The 16,525-nt window shown below is 65.1% G+C and carries 17 protein-coding genes; 10 read left to right on the top strand and 7 right to left on the bottom strand.

Going from position 1 to position 16,525, the window contains the following annotated elements:
• Positions 1-17: 17 nt before the first annotated feature.
• The gene (locus AC1MED_RS15975) at positions 18-977 is read right to left on the bottom strand and encodes a LacI family DNA-binding transcriptional regulator (RefSeq protein ID WP_479784271.1); all 960 of its coding nucleotides are present in this window, start codon (positions 975-977) and stop codon (positions 18-20) included.
• A 141-nt stretch (positions 978-1,118) separates the two neighbouring features.
• Between AC1MED_RS15975 and AC1MED_RS15970 the strand changes: the two genes are divergently transcribed.
• The 4 genes from AC1MED_RS15970 (at position 1,119) to AC1MED_RS15955 (ending at position 5,482) form a co-directional block, all read left to right on the top strand.
• The gene (locus AC1MED_RS15970) at positions 1,119-2,519 is read left to right on the top strand and encodes an MFS transporter (protein WP_479784269.1); all 1,401 of its coding nucleotides are present in this window, start codon (positions 1,119-1,121) and stop codon (positions 2,517-2,519) included.
• 24 nt (positions 2,520-2,543) lie between these two features.
• On the top strand, positions 2,544-3,788 hold the full coding sequence (locus AC1MED_RS15965) for an alpha-hydroxy acid oxidase (RefSeq protein WP_479784267.1): 1,245 nt from the start codon (positions 2,544-2,546) through the stop codon (positions 3,786-3,788).
• A 41-nt stretch (positions 3,789-3,829) separates the two neighbouring features.
• Positions 3,830-4,507, top strand: coding sequence for an HpcH/HpaI aldolase family protein (locus AC1MED_RS15960; RefSeq protein WP_479784265.1), 678 nt, complete (start codon positions 3,830-3,832; stop codon positions 4,505-4,507).
• A gap of 87 nt (positions 4,508-4,594) precedes the next feature.
• A complete protein-coding gene (locus AC1MED_RS15955) occupies positions 4,595-5,482 on the top strand; it encodes a fumarylacetoacetate hydrolase family protein (RefSeq protein WP_479784263.1) in 888 nt (295 codons plus the stop codon).
• 149 nt (positions 5,483-5,631) lie between these two features.
• On the opposite strand, the gene AC1MED_RS15950 is transcribed toward AC1MED_RS15955, so the two are convergent.
• Positions 5,632-6,723, bottom strand: a complete 1,092-nt coding sequence (locus AC1MED_RS15950; protein WP_479784262.1) for a type I restriction endonuclease — start codon at positions 6,721-6,723, stop codon at positions 5,632-5,634.
• Between the two features lie 164 nt (positions 6,724-6,887).
• Here AC1MED_RS15950 and AC1MED_RS15945 point away from each other — a divergent pair, with 164 nt between their 5' ends.
• Positions 6,888-7,277, top strand: coding sequence for an ArsR/SmtB family transcription factor (locus tag AC1MED_RS15945; protein WP_479784261.1), 390 nt, complete (start codon positions 6,888-6,890; stop codon positions 7,275-7,277).
• Positions 7,278-7,289: 12 nt separating this feature from the next.
• Entirely contained in the window at positions 7,290-7,787 is a 498-nt protein-coding gene (locus tag AC1MED_RS15940) for an SRPBCC family protein (protein ID WP_479784259.1), read from the top strand.
• A 112-nt stretch (positions 7,788-7,899) separates the two neighbouring features.
• On the opposite strand, the gene AC1MED_RS15935 is transcribed toward AC1MED_RS15940, so the two are convergent.
• Positions 7,900-8,439, bottom strand: a complete 540-nt coding sequence (locus tag AC1MED_RS15935; protein WP_479784257.1) for a TspO/MBR family protein — start codon at positions 8,437-8,439, stop codon at positions 7,900-7,902.
• A 133-nt stretch (positions 8,440-8,572) separates the two neighbouring features.
• Between AC1MED_RS15935 and AC1MED_RS15930 the strand changes: the two genes are divergently transcribed.
• The 3 genes from AC1MED_RS15930 to AC1MED_RS15920 all read left to right on the top strand — a co-directional run bounded on the left by AC1MED_RS15930 (position 8,573) and on the right by AC1MED_RS15920 (position 12,271).
• A complete protein-coding gene (locus AC1MED_RS15930) occupies positions 8,573-9,352 on the top strand; it encodes an SDR family NAD(P)-dependent oxidoreductase (protein WP_479784255.1) in 780 nt (259 codons plus the stop codon).
• 286 nt (positions 9,353-9,638) lie between these two features.
• On the top strand, positions 9,639-11,327 hold the full coding sequence (locus AC1MED_RS15925) for a long-chain-fatty-acid--CoA ligase (RefSeq protein ID WP_479784254.1): 1,689 nt from the start codon (positions 9,639-9,641) through the stop codon (positions 11,325-11,327).
• A gap of 2 nt (positions 11,328-11,329) precedes the next feature.
• Positions 11,330-12,271: an MBL fold metallo-hydrolase gene (locus tag AC1MED_RS15920; RefSeq protein ID WP_479784252.1), complete on the top strand. Its 942-nt coding sequence runs from the start codon at positions 11,330-11,332 to the stop codon at positions 12,269-12,271.
• 90 nt (positions 12,272-12,361) lie between these two features.
• Here the strand turns inward: AC1MED_RS15920 and AC1MED_RS15915 are convergent, their stop codons facing one another.
• Complete coding sequence (locus AC1MED_RS15915) at positions 12,362-12,595, bottom strand: hypothetical protein (RefSeq protein WP_346957905.1); 234 nt, start codon at positions 12,593-12,595, stop codon at positions 12,362-12,364.
• A gap of 201 nt (positions 12,596-12,796) precedes the next feature.
• On the opposite strand from AC1MED_RS15915, the gene AC1MED_RS15910 reads away from it, so the two are divergent.
• Positions 12,797-13,402 carry a DnaJ family domain-containing protein gene (locus AC1MED_RS15910; RefSeq protein ID WP_346957904.1) on the top strand — a complete coding sequence of 202 codons (606 nt, stop codon included), beginning with the start codon at positions 12,797-12,799 and terminating at the stop codon, positions 13,400-13,402.
• Positions 13,403-13,557: 155 nt separating this feature from the next.
• Here the strand turns inward: AC1MED_RS15910 and AC1MED_RS15905 are convergent, their stop codons facing one another.
• The 3 genes from AC1MED_RS15905 to AC1MED_RS15895 form a co-directional block, all read right to left on the bottom strand.
• Positions 13,558-14,199, bottom strand: coding sequence for an NADPH-dependent F420 reductase (locus tag AC1MED_RS15905; RefSeq protein ID WP_479784250.1), 642 nt, complete (start codon positions 14,197-14,199; stop codon positions 13,558-13,560).
• A gap of 64 nt (positions 14,200-14,263) precedes the next feature.
• The gene (locus AC1MED_RS15900) at positions 14,264-14,581 is read right to left on the bottom strand and encodes a DUF6221 family protein (protein ID WP_479784248.1); all 318 of its coding nucleotides are present in this window, start codon (positions 14,579-14,581) and stop codon (positions 14,264-14,266) included.
• A gap of 52 nt (positions 14,582-14,633) precedes the next feature.
• Entirely contained in the window at positions 14,634-16,508 is a 1,875-nt protein-coding gene (locus AC1MED_RS15895) for a Na+/H+ antiporter (protein WP_479784246.1), read from the bottom strand.
• Positions 16,509-16,525 lie beyond the last annotated feature (17 nt).

Raw genomic sequence — 16,525 nt, 5'->3', positions numbered from 1 at the left:
GCCTTCATCGCCGGCGTTCAGGCGGTTTCTCGCTGAACCACCCAGCCCGGAAATTCCGGCGCGGAAGTAGAGCTCCGGCCCTCTAAGGCGGCTAGCGCACTGTCCGCCCAAAAAAGTGCAACCTTGTCGAAATCGAAGCCGATCGTGGTGATTCCCAGCTTCGCGATGGGCCGGTCTCCCGTGCCGATGAGGCCGAATCCCTCGGGGGAGAACTTGATCGATGAAGCGTTGAGGACGAACGCAGCGAGCTCGTCTGTATGGGCTATTACACCTGTGATGGGGTCAGCAACTCGGAACCATGCCTCATCTAACTCGTGGACCGCTTCGATGCCGTATTCCAGTTTTGCTTCCAGAGGCGGCTCAAGGCCGTGCTCTGCGCAATACTGTTCTATACCCGCCCGGCGGTATTCGGTTATCTCGCGGGGGACGAAGTGGGCAGGCTGCAAGTACCCGAGCCGTCGGTGGCCCAGACGCCAGAGGTGCTCGGACTGAAGCTTGCTGATCCCGCTCAGGTACTCGAACATCCGCGCATCGGTATAGCTGATTCCGGCCGCCCGAAGCGCCCTCGAGTGCTGGTCCTTTAGGGTGCCGAAGACCATTACGATGGCTGGTCGCACCTCTGACCAGAGCGACGTTAGTGGCCGGACGGTATCTGAATGGCTGTGTATGACCAAGATGTATCCGCGGTCGGCTAGTAAACGATTCAGCGCCTCCATTCCAGCCGAAAATGTTGGCCCCATATCCCAGTCGGGCACTAGCGCGAGAACCAGCTGGTTCCTACCGGCCCGGAGTGCCTTTGCTGCCGCGTTTGGCGTGTAGCCAAGCTCTTCAGCGGCAGCCAGAACGCGGTCCCGTGTCGCTGAGCTGATGTGCCTGCCTGGGGCGTCGTTCAAAATGTAGCTCACAGTTGTTCGCGAGACATTGGATAGCCTCGCCACGTCTGCGCTAGTGGCCGGCTTGCCTACCCGGGCTGTCATGCGCCTCCTTCTTGCTCAGCTCTGTGTCATGCGGGGCCCCGCGGAGAAAGTTTGCTCAAATCCTTGCGGACCTGTTGAGACGATTGTACGGTAGTGACACGTGCCACTAGGTGACACGTGTCACCGTCTCTACGGATCGCCTTGCTCCCCCTCATCCTCGTTTTGGAAAGGTCAATGATGTCCTCCCCAACTGCCCACGCCGTGCCCGCGGCCAAGCGCTTGTCCCCCGGCGCCAAAAAGGCCATAATCGCTTCCTCTGCCGGCACGCTCATCGAATGGTACGACTATGCCCTGTACGGTGCGGCCGCCGGTCTAGTAATCGGACCGCTGTTTTTCCCCGGCGGTAACGCGACGACTGCCACACTTGCAGCTTTCGCTACCTTCGCCGTCGGTTTTGTTGTGCGACCGCTCGGCGGCATCTTCATTGCCCATTTGGGCGACACGATCGGCCGCAAGCCCGCCATGATCCTCACCATCATGCTCATGGGATTCGCCACGGTGGCTGTGGGCCTCCTTCCGCCTGCATCTGCCATCGGCATCTGGGCGCCGATATTGCTCGTGTTGTTCCGAGCACTTCAGGGATTCGGTGCTGGTGCAGAGCTTTCGGGCGCTTTGACGGTGGTGTCCGAATTTGTGTCGCCGAAGCGACGAGGCTTGGTCACCGGCCTCGTTAACGGCACTGCCGGTGGCGGCGTTCTGCTGGCTACCATCGCCTTCACGATCGTCATCGGCCTGCCTAAGGACGATCTCCTGGCATGGGGCTGGCGAATTCCATTCCTGCTATCGGCCGTACTGTTCTTCTTGGCCCTCTACATCCGCAAGAGCCTTGATGAAACCCCCGAATACCGCAAAGCAATGGAAAGCCAAGGAGGCGAGGGCAAAAAGCGCGTTCCATTCCTGGAGGTATTCCGGCTGTACCCCCGGAATACAATCGGCGCGATTCTGCTGTGGACCGGCCATAACTGCAACAATTACCTGGCGAACGCCTTCGCACTGAGCTATCTCACGGGCACCGTCGGAATGGACCGGGCTTCTGCCCTCATGGCAGTCATCATTGCCGCGCTGAGTACCGTGGTCATGACGCCGTTGATGGGAATGCTCGGAGACCGGATTGGCTACCGCAAGGTCTACCTGGGCTCAATGATCTTCTGCGTATTCTGGGCCGTCCCGTTCTTCCTAATGCTCTCCTCGGGTAACCTCGCCATCAGCATTCTGGCGCTGGTCATCGGCTACGGCGGCGTCACGGGCGCCACGAACGGCGTCGGCGGCGCCCTCAATGCCAACATGTTCCCGGCTAGGTACCGCTACACCGGGATCGCCGTTGGCAAGGAAATCAATGCCGCCCTGATCGCCGGCCCCACGCCATTTATTGCTACCGCTCTCATCGCCGCTAACGGCGGTCAAATCTGGCTCGTTTCACTGTTCAGCATCATTTGCAGCCTTGTCACGATTGTCGCAGTCATTGCCGTCGGCAAGTCCGTTGGCGATGCCCCGGTCCATGAGGGCGAAGAGGCCCCGGCAGCAGTCGACGCCCGCGTCTAAGCGATACATCCAGAAAGATTAAAGATGACCCACCTGAAGCGACAAGTCCCGAAGATCAAAGACTTCGCACCGCTGCTCAAATTCAAAATGCCGGAGGTAAACCCAACCACCCGGCGACTGTCTAACGCTCACACCATCGCTGACCTCCGTCGCATCGCCAAGCGACGGACTCCAGCCGGTCCGTTTGACTACACGGACGGGGCCGCCGACCACGAGGTCAGCATCGAACGGTCGAGGCAAGCCTTCCTTGATGTGGAGTTCCAACCCGGCATTCTCCGGGACGTAACCAACGTCGATATGACGACGACGGTCCTGGGCAAGGTTTCTGCTCTTCCTTTCGGGATGGCGCCCACCGGCTTCACCCGGATGATGCACTCTGCGGGCGAGCGGGCGGTGGCGTCGGCGGCGGCCAAGGCAGGAATCCCGTACTCCCTGTCTACGGTGGGAACGACCTCGATCGAAGACGTGGCCGCAGCAGCACCCGAAGGCAGACGATGGTTCCAGCTCTATCTCTGGAAGGATCGCGAACTCTCAATAGATTTGATCAACAGTGCGGCAAGGGCCGGCTACGACACCCTCATCATTACTGTTGACGTGCCCACCACGGGAAATCGGGTCCGCGATTTGCGAAATGGCATGAGCATTCCCCCGCAGTTGACTCTCAAGACGCTGCTGGACGCCTCGTATCGACCGGAATGGTGGATCAACTTCCTCACGACTGAGCCATACTCGTTCGCTTTCGACCGTACTGGCGGCGGATCACTGAGCGACTTGGTGTCCACGCTTTATGACTCCAGCGTCACCTTCGAGGATCTCCGGTGGATGCGTGAGATTTGGAAAGGCCAGCTGGTTGTCAAGGGCATCCAGACGGTCGGCGACGCCGAGCGAGCCTTTGAACACGGTGCCGACGGCATCGTGGTCTCCAACCACGGCGGCCGGCAACTGGACCGGGCGCCGGTGCCGTTCCACCTTTTACCGCAGATTGTTGACCGGGTCGGCGACCGCGGAACCATCATGCTCGACACTGGCATAACCAGTGGGGCAGACATTGTCGCTGCCATAGCTTTGGGCGCGGATTTCACTCTGATAGGCCGGGCATATCTCTACGGCTTGATGGCCGGAGGTGAAGCCGGCGTCAACCGCTGCATCGAGATCCTCTCGGCAGAGATCGAGCGCACCATGAAACTGCTTGGGGTCACATCGATTGGCGAGCTCAACCGCGACCATGTCCGTGCCCTTACGCGGTCCGTTCCGATTGCGATCGCCTGATGCGACAAAGGTTGCGTGAAGGCTCCTTATTGGGATCGTTTGTGAACATTCCACATCCGTCGGCGGTGGAGATTCTGGGCCGGGCGGGGTTCGAGGTTCTGTGCCTTGACTCCGAACACTCAAGCTTCGACATGAAGGACATTGCCGAGGGAATCAGGGCGGCTGAAGTCGCGGGCGCCTTCCCCCTTGTGAGGGTCGCTGGCATAGGACCCCAGATCAGCCAGGTGCTGGATGCTGGCGCCGTCGGCGTCGTAGTGCCTCGGGTCTCCTCGGCGGAGGACGCCCGGGCGGCCGCGGCACTCGCGTGCTTTCCTCCCCATGGCGAACGCGGGGTGGGGCTGGGGAGGGCAGGTGCCTACGGTCAAAACTCCCGCTATTGGACGGATCGTGATCGTGGAAGCTATGTCATTGTTCAAATCGAAACGGCAGCAGGACTTGCCTCCGTGGACTCGATTTGCGCCGTGGCTGGCCTCGACATGGTCATGGTCGGGCCCTTTGACCTTGCGGCGTCAATGAACGAGGAAGTCTGGTCCGAAACGCATTCTGAGGCAGTCGGGGAAATCCTAAGAACGGCGCGAAGCCACGGGCTGGCAACGTGCTTGTTTGTGACCTCGCCGGGACAACTCTCGGAATTCTCGTCACATAAAGTAGACCTTTTTCTCCTCAGCTCTGATGTCCTGATGCTCGCTCAGGGAGCGGCGCTAATGCTCAGGCAGTGAAAACGAGTTGAGCCACCCTGCCAAGAGCTGCGGCTCAACGCAACCACTCGAACCCCCAACCAAACTCACCAGACCGGAGACAGAAATATGCTCATAGGAAACGTCGACAACCGGGCCTTCCTGATCCTGAAAGCACATGACCAGATTCTTGGCCTCGACATAGAAGAGTCGAGCGGAGGGCGCTTCAGTTCCCTAACGTCGGAGCTGCTGGGCGATTGGGCTCAGCTCAAAGATTGGGCCGCTTCGGTGGATTTCCAGGGGGAAGACGCGCGAAGCCTGAGCGCCAACGAGCTTCAGGCCCCGATCGCTTCCCCGCAACAGATTTTTGCCATCGGTATGAACTACAGAGACCATGCAGAGGAGGTCAACTTAGCCCTGCCCACTACCCCCGCTGTCTTCACGAAGTACTTGTCGTCACTCACCGGCGCCGTGGACACCGTTGAGTTGCCCAGCGAATCTGTGGACTGGGAAGTCGAATTGGTAGCTGTGATAGGCACGGGCGGCCGAGACATTCCCGAAGGCTCTGCGCTAGAGCACGTGGCCGGCTACATGGTGGGCCAGGACCTCTCGGACCGGGAGCTGCAGTTCGCGGGTGGCGGCGCACCCCAGTTCTCCATCGCCAAGTCCTATAAGGGCTTCGCTCCCACTGGCCCCTGGATTACCTCGAGCGATGAGGTCGCTGACCCGGGCAGCTTGTCCATGTCATGCTCCCGCGGCAACCAGACACTTCAGCAGGGGAACACCAAGAACCTGGTGTTTGGCCTTCCCCACCTGATCCATCATCTTTCGTCAATTGTTGAGCTTCATCCGGGGGACCTCATCTTCACGGGTACACCCGACGGGGTTGGTTTTGGCCGTTCCCCCCAGCAGTATCTTGTCCCGGGTGATGAGCTTGTCAGCTCGATCGAGGGTTTGGGCGAGATCCGCCAACATTTCGTGGCGAGAAACGGAAACGTAGCCGGTCCGGCGGCCTAACTGAACTGGCCTGCGTAGCCCAGCATTTAAGTGCAGCCTGGGGCGGGAATGTGCCCGCCCCAGGCCTCATCTCATGGCCGCTCGGCCCCTCCCACTTTCCAAAGCTGACGTTTGTAGCTAGTTTTTCGCATCGGCCGAGAAGGTCTCGTTCACAGGTAGCTCCGGACACTCGCACGCAGGGCTTCTGTGTGCTCATAGATCTCTTCCAGGGAGCTGATCGGCACGCGGGTTTCCTCTTTGTCACTCCCGAAGAGGCCGATGTACTTCTGAGTCCTGTTGAAGTGGAGCCGCGCGATCGGCTTGCGGTTGTTGTCGTCGAGAAGCACTGCGAAGTACGACTTGGCGTCGCGCTGGGAAATGCGGGCCGGCTTCACCTCGCTGCAGACGATGGCGCGAACGATCTGGTAGCCCTCAATTTCCTCCAGAGTTGTTTCGATGCCATCCGCTGCTTCCAGATCGGCCTCGGCGACGGGGGCACTGGTAACCGTCGCCGCAGCGGTGGCCTCGTCGTTCTGCGGGAAGCCGGGTGCGCCGAGAGCCTTTTTCAGGCGTTCGTTCACCTGATCGTTGAGGAACTGTTTCGAGGCCTTCGCAACAAGGGCGGTGAACTGCTCCCGGACTTTTTGCGTGTAAGCGCCGGTGTATACGCGGCCGGTCAGGAACTTGACCCATTCATCTTCTGGCTCCTTGAACTGCGCAGCCAGCGTCCTCTTGAGCTCGCCGATGTATTTCAGTTCGCCGGCAGCATTGATGATCGAGTCGAGGTCGAAGACGTCCTTGGAGAGCTTCTGCAGTTCGGGGATGAGCGTCTCGTCGATGTCGTTCAGGTCGAGGACGAGGAACGGCTTAGCGTCCATGCGGTTCGGTGCGTCCAGATCTGTGAAGAACTGATAGACCTCGCCATTGGTCAGGATTGCAATCCGCGCGTTGGTGACTGCGAAGTATCGGAACAGCTGCGAAGCGTGCTCAATCTTCACGGGCTCCGTCGATTTTTTGCATTCAATCAGGATCTGGACTTCGCCGTCCTTGACGATTGCATAGTCAATCTTCTCGCCTTTTTTGAGGCCGACATCCGCGATGAACTCAGGAACGACCTCCATTGGATTGAAGACGTCGTAACCGAGAATCGTGGAGATGAAAGGCATCACGAACGCATTTTTCGTTGCCTCTTCGGTTTGAATTACCCCTCGCTGCTGGCGCACCTTTGCTGCCAATGCCGAGAGTTTTTCTGCGAATTCCATACGTCCCCCTGAAAGAAATGATTGTGCTCACAATCTAGCGCAGCCCACCGACAGACGACGGCATCTCCCTATTGGAGCTGAGGCCATGTGTTCCGGGCCTTATCTGGGCTGAGCCGCAGCCAACCCATTGACACCCCCGAACGGCCGGCCTATCCTACAACCAAATGGTTGTAGATCAGTTGAATGATGAAGCGGTGGACCGCCTGTTTCAGGCTCTTGCCGACGCCACCCGCCGGGACATTGTGCGGCGGGTGACCGCGGGGGAGTACTCGGTCTCCGGGCTCGCCGCGCTCTACGCCATGAGTTTCGCCGCCGTCCAAAAGCATGTGGCGGTGCTGGAACGCGCCTCCCTGGTGACCAAGGAGAAGCGCGGAAGGGAGCAGATTGTGCGGGCCAATCACGACGGGCTGCAGAAGGCCCGCGGCCTGCTCGACGAGTACGAGGTGATCTGGCGGCAACGGACCGAACGGATCGCCGACCTGCTGGCCGAAACGGATCCGCAGGCGGGCCAGCGAGCGGCCGACAGGGCAGAAACCAGCGAAACCGAAGGATAGGAAGGGTTGATCATGACAGTCATTAGTTCAGTCAAGAATCTTGAAGCACTCAGCCTCAGCGTCGTCGCGGAGTTCGATGCCGGCGTCGAGCGTGTCTGGCAGATCTGGGAAGACCCGCGCCAGCTCGAGCGCTGGTGGGGCCCGCCCACCTGGCCGGCCACTTTCGAGAAGCATGACTTCGTCCCGGGCGGGGCGGCCAGCTACTACATGACCGGACCTGATGGGGAGAAAGCCCGCGGCTGGTGGCGGTTCGTCACCATCGACGCCCCGCACAGCCTGGAGTTCGACGACGGATTCTCGGACGACAACGGCGACCCGGTCGCGGAGATGGGAGCGATCCACGGGATCGTTACGCTGGAACCGATCGGCGACCGGACCCGGATGACCGTGCTGTCCACCTTCGAGACGGAGGAGCAAATGGAGAAGATCGTCGCCATGGGTATGGAGGAAGGCCTGAAGGGGGCCTTGGGCCAGGTCGACGCGATCCTCGCCGAGCACGCCAACGCCTGACCGAAGGGCCATCGCGCCACAGCGTTAAGGCGAGAGGACGGGGCGGGAGGACGACGCCGGGGTGGGCCCCGCCGTCGTCCTCCCGACTGTTGCGGGCCGGTTGGCTGCCTGCTTAGTTGTTGACGGCCGCGTACAGGTTCAGGCTGGCCGAGAACACCAGCCACGAAACGTACGGCAGCATCAGCACCCCCGCCGTCGTGCTGATCGGTCCAAAGTGCAGCACGGCCACGGTCGCAAACACGGCATGGGCGGCGATCACCAGCAGAGCCAGCCACAGGGCCGCGGTGCCCATCATCGGGTACAGGCCGAAGAACATCAGCGGCCACGCCAGGTTCAGCAGCAGCAGGGCGCCGTAAACCTTGAGCGCATCCCGGCGCGGGAAGAGCCGCTGCCGCCACACCAGCCACGCCGCCACCGCCATGGCCGCGTACAGCACCAGCCAGGCCGAACCGAACATCCACCCGGGCGGGGTCCACGGTGCCGTGTCCGCGGACGCGTACCAGGCGCCGTTCATTCTGATCGGCAGGGAGCCCAGCAGCGATACGGCCCAGGAGGCCGCCAGAAAGCCGATCAGGGCCGCAATCTGGCGCCGCCGGGGGCCGCTGCCGGGGGCAAAGGTGCCCGGGGCGCTTTGTTCAACGTTCAAGAGCACTGAATCACTGTGGACAACCGCGGGCCCTCCCGTCAAACTACGACGTCGGAACCGTCCCCCGCCGCCCTGTCCGGAGGGCGCTGCCCCGGTTAGGCTGGCGCTGTCAGGATCGTTTTGCGTCTGGAAGGACATCATGGGCAACGAAGCTTCATGGCAGGAAACCATCACTCCGGGGCGTTTCGCCGGTAAGACCGTCATCGTCACCGGCGCCGGCTCCGGCATCGGCCTGGCCACTGCGCTGCGCGTCGCGAAGGAGGGCGGCAGGGTCATCGCGGCGGACATCAGCAAGCAGCGGTTGGACGACCTGGTGGCCGAGAACGCCGGCCTGGATATTGTGCCGGTGGCGGGCGACATCTCCACCGAGGAAACCGTCGCCGCAGTCGTCTCCGCAGCGGACGGCCGCGTGGACGCCCTCGCCAACGTCGCCGGCATCATGGACAACTTCGCCCCGATCCACGAGGTGGACGACGCCGTCTGGGAGCGGGTCTTCCGGATCAACGTCACCGCACTGATGCGCCTGACCCGGGCCGTGGTCCCGCTGATGCTCCAGGCGGGCACCGGGTCCGTGGTCAACGTCGCCTCCGAGGCCGGGCTGCGTGGATCCGCAGCCGGCGCTGCATACACCGCGTCCAAGCACGCCGTCGTCGGGCTGACCAAAAACTCCACGGTCATGTACGGGCCGAAGGGCCTGCGCTTCAACGCGGTGGCCCCCGGCGCCACGCTCACCAACATCGTGGCCGACTGGGGCTCCCAGCTCGCCGCCGAGCGCCTTGGCCCACTGATGGGCGCCAACATCCCCACCCCCGCCACCGCGGCGCAGCTGGCAGCCTCGATCACCTTCCTGCTCAGCGACGACGGCACCAACGTCAACGGCGCCATCCTCGCGTCCGACGGCGGTTGGTCCGCGCTGTAGGTTTCGTCCCGCCGCACTCTGGGGGACGCTCCCTCAGGTCCTGCGGAAATCTGGGGGACGCTCCCTCAGGTCCTGCGGAAATCTGGGGGACGCTCCCTCAGGTCCTGCGGAAATCTGGGGGACGCTCCCTCAGGCCCTGCGGGAATCTGGGGACGCTCCCTCACGTCAGCTGAGGGGGCGTTTGTCGATGCGGCGCCTCAGCTGAGGGAGCGTTTGTTGTTTGGCTGCCGGAGCTGAGGGAGCGTCGTGATTCGCTCCCACCCGAAGTTCGCGAAATGATGTGGGCATGGAGCACACTGACCAGCAGCCCTGGGTGAAGAACTACCAGCCGGGGGTCCCGGCCGAGATCGAACTGCCCACGGAGTCGCTCGTCGCGATGTTGGAGCGGTCCGTGGCCGAGGCCGGCAGCGCCCCCGCCCTCGAGTTCTTCGGCCGCCGGACCAGCTACACGGAGCTCGGCGAGCAGGTGGACCGGGCCGCCGAGGGCCTGCGCCGGCTCGGTGTCCGCGCCGGGGACCGGGTGGCCCTGATCCTGCCGAACTGCCCGCAGCACGTCGTCGCCTTCTACGCGGTGCTGCGCCTGGGCGCCGTCGTCGTCGAACACAACCCGCTGTACACCTCCCGCGAACTCCGCCACCAGTTCGAGGACCACCAGGCCCGCGTGGTGATCGCCTGGGACAAGGCTGCGGCCGCCATCCGCGAGTTCCCCGCGGACATCGAAATCGACCACGTGGTCTCCGTGAACCTGCTTGACGCGTTCCCCGCCATCAAGCGGCTCGCCCTGTCCGTGCCGTTCGGGAAGCTGCGCGAAACGCGGGCCTCGCTGACCGCCCCCGCACCGGGCACCATGCCGTGGAAGCACCTCCTGGGCCACGGCCGGATCGACCCCACCCACCCGCGCCCCGCGGTGCAGGACCTCGCCGCGATCCAGTACACTTCCGGGACCACCGGCCGGCCCAAGGGGGCGATGCTCACGCATTTCAACCTGTACTCCAACGCGCTGCAGGGCGAGGCTTGGATGGCCGGCGCGGAGTACCGCAAGGAAATCTTCTACGCGATCCTGCCGATGTTCCACGCCTTCGGCATGACCCTGTATCTGACCTATGGCATCCGCAAGCAGGGCCTGCTGGTCCTGTTCCCCAAGTTCGACCCGGACCTGGTGCTGGACGCGATGAAGAAGTCGCCCGCAACCGTGTACTGCGCGGTCCCGCCGATCTACGAGCGCACCGCGATGGCCGCGAAGGAGAGGGGCGTCTCGCTGCGGTCCTGCAAGTACTGCATCTCCGGCGCCATGAACCTGCCGGACCACGTGGTGGAGCTCTGGGAATCTGTCTCCGGCGGCCTGCTGGTGGAGGGTTACGGCATGACCGAATCCTCCCCGGTGGCGCTCGGCAACCCGTTCCACCCCACCCGCCGCACCGGCACCATCGGCGTGCCGTTCCCGTCGACCCTGATGAAGGTGGTCGACCTCGACGACCCGACCGTGGAGGTCCCGCAGGGCCAGCCGGGCGAGCTGTTGATCAAGGGCCCGCAGGTCTTCCAGGGCTACTGGAACAACCCGGAGGAAACCGCGAAAACCTTGACCGTCGACGGCTGGCTGCGCACCGGCGACGTGGTGACCGTGGACCCGGACGGCTTCACCACGGTGGTGGACCGGGCCAAGGAACTCATCATCACCGGTGGGTTCAACGTTTCGCCCACCGAGGTGGAGGCCGTGCTGCGACTGCACCCGGACGTCCGGGACGCCGCCGTCGTCGGCAAACCGTTGGAGCGCGGCGGCGAACTGGTGGTGGCCGCCGTCGAACTTGAACCCGGCACCGCCCTGGCCGAGGACGCCCTGCGTGCCTACTGCCGCGAGCACCTCGCCGGCTACAAGGTCCCGCGCCGGATCGTCCCGGTCCCGGACCTGCCGCGCTCCATGCTCGGCAAGATCCTGCGCAAGCAGGTCCGCGAACAGGTCCTGCCGGGGCTGTAGTGATGGGCAACCCTACAGCGATCGACTTCGCCGCCGGGGCGCCCCGGCCCGGTGACCTCAACGTGTCCTGGATCCACGGCTCGGAGTCGGCCAAGCACAACACGGACCCGGAGATCCAGGTCCATGCCTATGACGAGCACACCTTCGTGCTGCGCCAGAACATGGCCGTCAATTACGAGGCGCCGTTCATGTTCCTGCTATTCGGCAATACCCGGGCCGTGCTGATCGACACCGGCGCCACGGCCTCCGCGGAGTTCTTCCCGCTGCGCCGAGTGGTCGACGGCCTGGTGGACGAGTGGTTGGCGGCGAACCCGCGGGAGGGCTACGGGCTGCTGGTCCTGCACACCCATCCGCACGGCGACCACGTGGCCGGGGACGCCCAGTTTGCCGGCCGGCCGGACACCCTCGTGGTGGACGCGGGGCAGCGGTCCGCGTGGGAATTTTTCGGATTTGCGGACGACGGCGGCGCTCACGCCGGCGCCGACGCCGACGCCGTCGCCGGCAGCGGTGCCGATGACGACGCCGCCGGCCGGCTTGCGCGGGTGGACTTGGGCGGACGGGTCCTGCTGTGCTGGCCGAGCCCGGGCCACCACAACGCGGCCGTCACCTTCTACGACCCGTATACCGGCGTCCTGCTCACCGGGGACACCGTCTACCCGGGGCGTCTCTACATCCACGACTGGCCGGCGTTCGTCCGCACCGTCGACCGGCTCCTCGCGTTCTGCGCGGCGCATCCCGTCAGCCATGTCCTGGGCTGCCACATCGAGATGTCACGGGAGCCCGGCGTCGACTACCCGATCTACACCACCTACCAGCCGGACGAACCGCCGCTGCAGCTGACGGTGGAGCAGCTGCGGGAACTGCGCCGGGCCATCGACGTCGTGGGCGGATGCCCGGGCCGCCACGTCTTCCCCGGCTTCATACTCTGCCTCGACGACGCGTGAGGCGCCCGCGCGAGATGGCACTTCGCGGCAATGTTTGCGCAAAACACTGCCGCGACCTGCCATCTCGCGCGAAGGCTGAGGGCCCGCTGCCTAGTGGACCGCGATGGTTTCGGCCTCCTCGGGCCTGACAAAATCGCAGGCACCCTGGTGGCGCACGGGCAGGGTGCAGGTGCGGCCGGTCGGGAGGTGGACGTTGGCGCAGCAACCGGCCATGGCCACGTCCTCCCGGACATGCGTGACGTGGGTGCTGCTCAGGTCTGGGGGCGGTGCCGCGCCGGTGGCGGGCAGGGGGCTTTCGGACGGATGGGGCTCATGGCTGTTCACGGCGGCGACTCCTTGGGATCTGCTGGGCAGGAAGGATGCTGTGTTTATCCGACGGCTCCAGCCTTGCACGGGCGGGTTAACACCGCGTTACGGCGGTGTTAGGTTCCCGTCTCGCCCGGGCCGCGCCTTTTGCCGCCGCCCGGATGTGCGCATACTTGAAGGCAGATCCGCGACTCCGGGCAGCGGGAAGGATGGTCGCTTATGGGCGACGTGGGACGCTCGGCGTTCCGGCGCCGGGTGGAACGGGCCGCCGAGTTGCGCTCCATCCGGGCCAGCGGCAGCACGGTCCAGGAGAACGACGAGCTCAGCGCCGCCGAGGAGGAACTCCGGCAGAAGCGCGCGAAAGTAGACGACGCCGCGAAGGCCGAGTACCTGATCCGTGATGCCATGGCGCAGGGGAAGTTCGACAACCTGAAGTACGCCGGTAAGCCCATCCCCGGGCTCGGCGAGGTGTACGACCCGGACTGGTGGGTGAAGGGCCTGCTCCAGCGGGAAAACATCACCGGCCTGGGCCCGACGGCGATCCTGCTCCGCACCGAGGACGCCGGACTTGAGGCTCGCCTCGACGCCCAGTTCACCGAGAAGCAGGTCCGGGACATCCTGATGGACTTCAACGCCCGGGTGGTCGACGCCCGCCGCCAGCTCCAGGGCGGACCGCCGGTCATCACCAAGACCCGCGACGTCGACGCCGAGGTGGCCGCCTGGCGCGACCGGCGCGCCAGGGCAGCCGCCGCCGCTGCGGTACCGCCCGCGCCGGAACCCGCGCGGCCCTGGTGGCGCAGGTTCTGGAGGCGCCGGCTCCGGTGAGCTGACGCCGGCGGGCGGTTCCGCCGTCGTCGGACACCCGGCACAGGCCCGCGGCTGGAAGATGTGCGCGAGGTGGCACTTCGCGGCAGTGTGCGGCGCGGATACTGCCGCGAGCTGTCACCTCGGCGGGTCGATACGGCGCCCCAGCCGGGCCATTAGATGGTGCGGGGAGCCTTCGCGAGGTTCCCCTGCAGCTCGGCCGCGTTTTGGCGGGCGACGTAGGCCGGACGGTCCCGTTCCACCCGCCAGCTTTCCGAGAGCGGCCCGACGTTGACGGTGTCAAAGCCGAACTCATCGTAGAGGCGGGTGACGAGTTCGGCGGCTTCCGGGAAGTCGCTCGCCGTGGCCAGAGCGCGGCGGTTTTCCGTGCCGGCGGGCGTTCCGTCGGTGGTGATGTCTGTGTACATGATGTGGTTGAAGCCCTTGGCCACCTTGGATCCGGGCAGGTGCTCCTGCAACAGCCCGGAGGTGGTGGCTTCGCCGTTGTCCAGTGCCGGGAACCGCCCGTCGCGCTCCCAGTAGTAGTTGTTGGTGTCGATCACGATCTTGCCCGCCAGCGGCTCGACGGGGATCTCCTTGATGTTCTTCAGCGGGACGGTGACGACGGCGAAGTCGGCCGCCGCGGCTGCGTCTGCCGCGGTCGCCGCGCGGGCATGCGGCCCGAGTTCAGCCACGAGGTTCGCGAGCGTTTCGGGCCCGCGGGAGTTGCTGATCACGACGTCGTAGCCGAGCCGCACTGCCTTCCGGGCGACCTGGCTGCCAATGTGTCCTGCACCGATGATTCCGATTGTTGTCATGTCCGGGCTAACCGCATTGCTGCCCCAGTTATTTCAACGTTCGGCGGCGGTGTCGGACCGCAGCTCAGGGGTGCAGCCAGCCCTGCTCGAAGTCGGGGTGGTCGAAGTAGGGCAACGCCAGGGCCTGCAGGGAGCGCTCCATCCAGTCCAGCGACCGCGGCGCCCAGTGGGCCCCGGGGGGCGAATCGCTGACCATGGCGGCCAGTGCCGACTGCCGTGCCGCCTCGACGACGCCAATCAGCCTCCGTTTTGCCTCGCATTCGAGCAGCAGCCGTTGTTCGTACCATTCGCCGGATTTGGAGACGGTCCGGTCGCTGAGCAGTGTCCGGGCCGCGGCTTCGTCCTCGGAAATGCGCTCGGACAGGAACTCAACTATGTCCACAAACCGAGGGTACGCGCGGCGGACCGGCTTGGCATCACCCACCGGCTTGGCATCACCCCAGCAGGTCGTCCTCGTAGCACCAGCGCCAGTCCTCGCCCGGTTCGACGCTCCGCATCACGGGATGGCCGGTCGCCTCGAAGTGCCGGCTGGCGTGCGTCCCGGGGGAGGAATCGCAGCAGCCCACGTTCCCGCACGCCAGGCACATCCGGAGGTGCACCGGCGTCGTGCCTTCCCGGCGGCAGTCCGCGCAGAAGGGGTCCGGCGGAACCTCCGGATCCGGCGCGGACTCGAGGTGCCCGCATACCCCGCCGGGTCTCGCGAGCCCTTCGCCGCCGCCCTCGCCGGCCGTGTCCAGCTCGTCGAGCGAGACGTCCAGCATGGACTCCTCGACGTCCAGCCGCTCCAGAACCTCGCTGAGGACCTCATGGGCGTACTCGCCGCCGCGCCGCAGTTCCAGCACCTTGGCCCGTTCCGCGTCCAGCATGGCGAGGCGCAGCTGGGCGTAGCGCTGGCTGGGAGTCGCCGCCTCCGACGTCGGCCGGCCGAGCCGTTCCCAGGCCGCCAGCCCGCGCTCCTGGGTCCGCCGCTTGAGCATGGCCACGACTTCCGGCGGGTCGTTGTCGGTGCGCAGTTCCTGGAGCCGCTCCACCCCGGCCGCGGTGGCCAGCTGCATCAGGGAAGCCTGGTTCAGGGCATCCTCGCGTTGGTCCGGGCCCTGCACGCCGAGGACCCGGACCAGCGCCGGGAGGGTGAAGCCCTGCAGCGTCAGGGTCCCGCCCACAACCACCATGGCCGCCAGGATCAGCACGGAGCGGTGCTCCAGGTCCGCGGGCAGCACCAGCACCGCGGCCAGCGTCACCACCCCGCGCATCCCGGCCCAGGACACGATCGCGGCGAACTGCCACGGCGGCGCCGGGTCCGCCCGCCGGATGGACGGGATCAGCCGGGGCAGGTAGGTTGCCGGGAACACCCAGACCGGCCGGAGCAGCAGCACCGCCAGCAAAATCACTGCGCAGCCGGCCCAGATCCGGCCGGCGCCCAGCGAGTCGTCCTGCACGCCCTCGATGATGGTCCGGACCTGCAACCCGATCAGCAGGAAAACGGAGTCCTCCAGCAGGAACTGCACCGTGTTCCAGTTGCTGCGCTGGCTCAGCCGGGCCGCGCCGTTGGGCATGGACGGCGCCTTCATCCCCATGACGAGCCCGGTGACGACGACGGCGAGGACGCCGGAGGCGTGGATCGCCTCGGCCGGGAGGTACGCGACGAAGGGGGCCATCAGCGAGGTCGAGGTGTTGATCGCGACGTTGCGGATCCGCTTCCGGAGCTCGGTCAGCACATAGGCGGCGGCCAGGCCCACCACCAGTCCGCCGCCGGCCGCGAGCAGGAATCCGCCGGCGATTCCGGCTGCGGACACGGACCCGGCGATCGCCGCGATGGCGGCGCGGAGGCAGACCAGCGCGGTGGCGTCGTTGACTAAGGATTCGCCCTCGAGGATGGTGACGATCCGGCGGGGCATGCCCACCTTCCGGGCGATCGCGGTCGCGGCGACGGCGTCGGGCGGGGCGACGACGGCGCCGAGGGCTATCGCGGCGGCCAGCGGGATTTCCGGGAACAGCCACCAGACGACAAAGCCGACGGCGATGGTGCCGAAGATGACGTAGCCCACCGAGAGCAGCCCGATGGCGCGGCGGTTGGAGCCGAAGTCGAACAGCGAGGTCCGCAGTGCCGCAGCGTAGAGCAGCGGGGGCAGCAGCCCGACGAGGACCAGCTCCGGATTGAGCTCAATATCCGGGACAAAGGGGAGGAAGGACCCCGCGACGCCGGCCAGCACCAGCAGCAGGGGAACGGAAACGTTGAGCTTCCGGCCCAGTGCGCTGCCGGCGCAGACGACGGCCACGAGAACCAGCAGTCCGAGGGCGAGTTCCATGAGGCCATTCTGTCAGG

The sequence above is a fragment of the Arthrobacter sp. BI5 genome (genome assembly GCF_056680065.1).
This window is presented reverse-complemented; position numbering and strand designations above follow the sequence as displayed.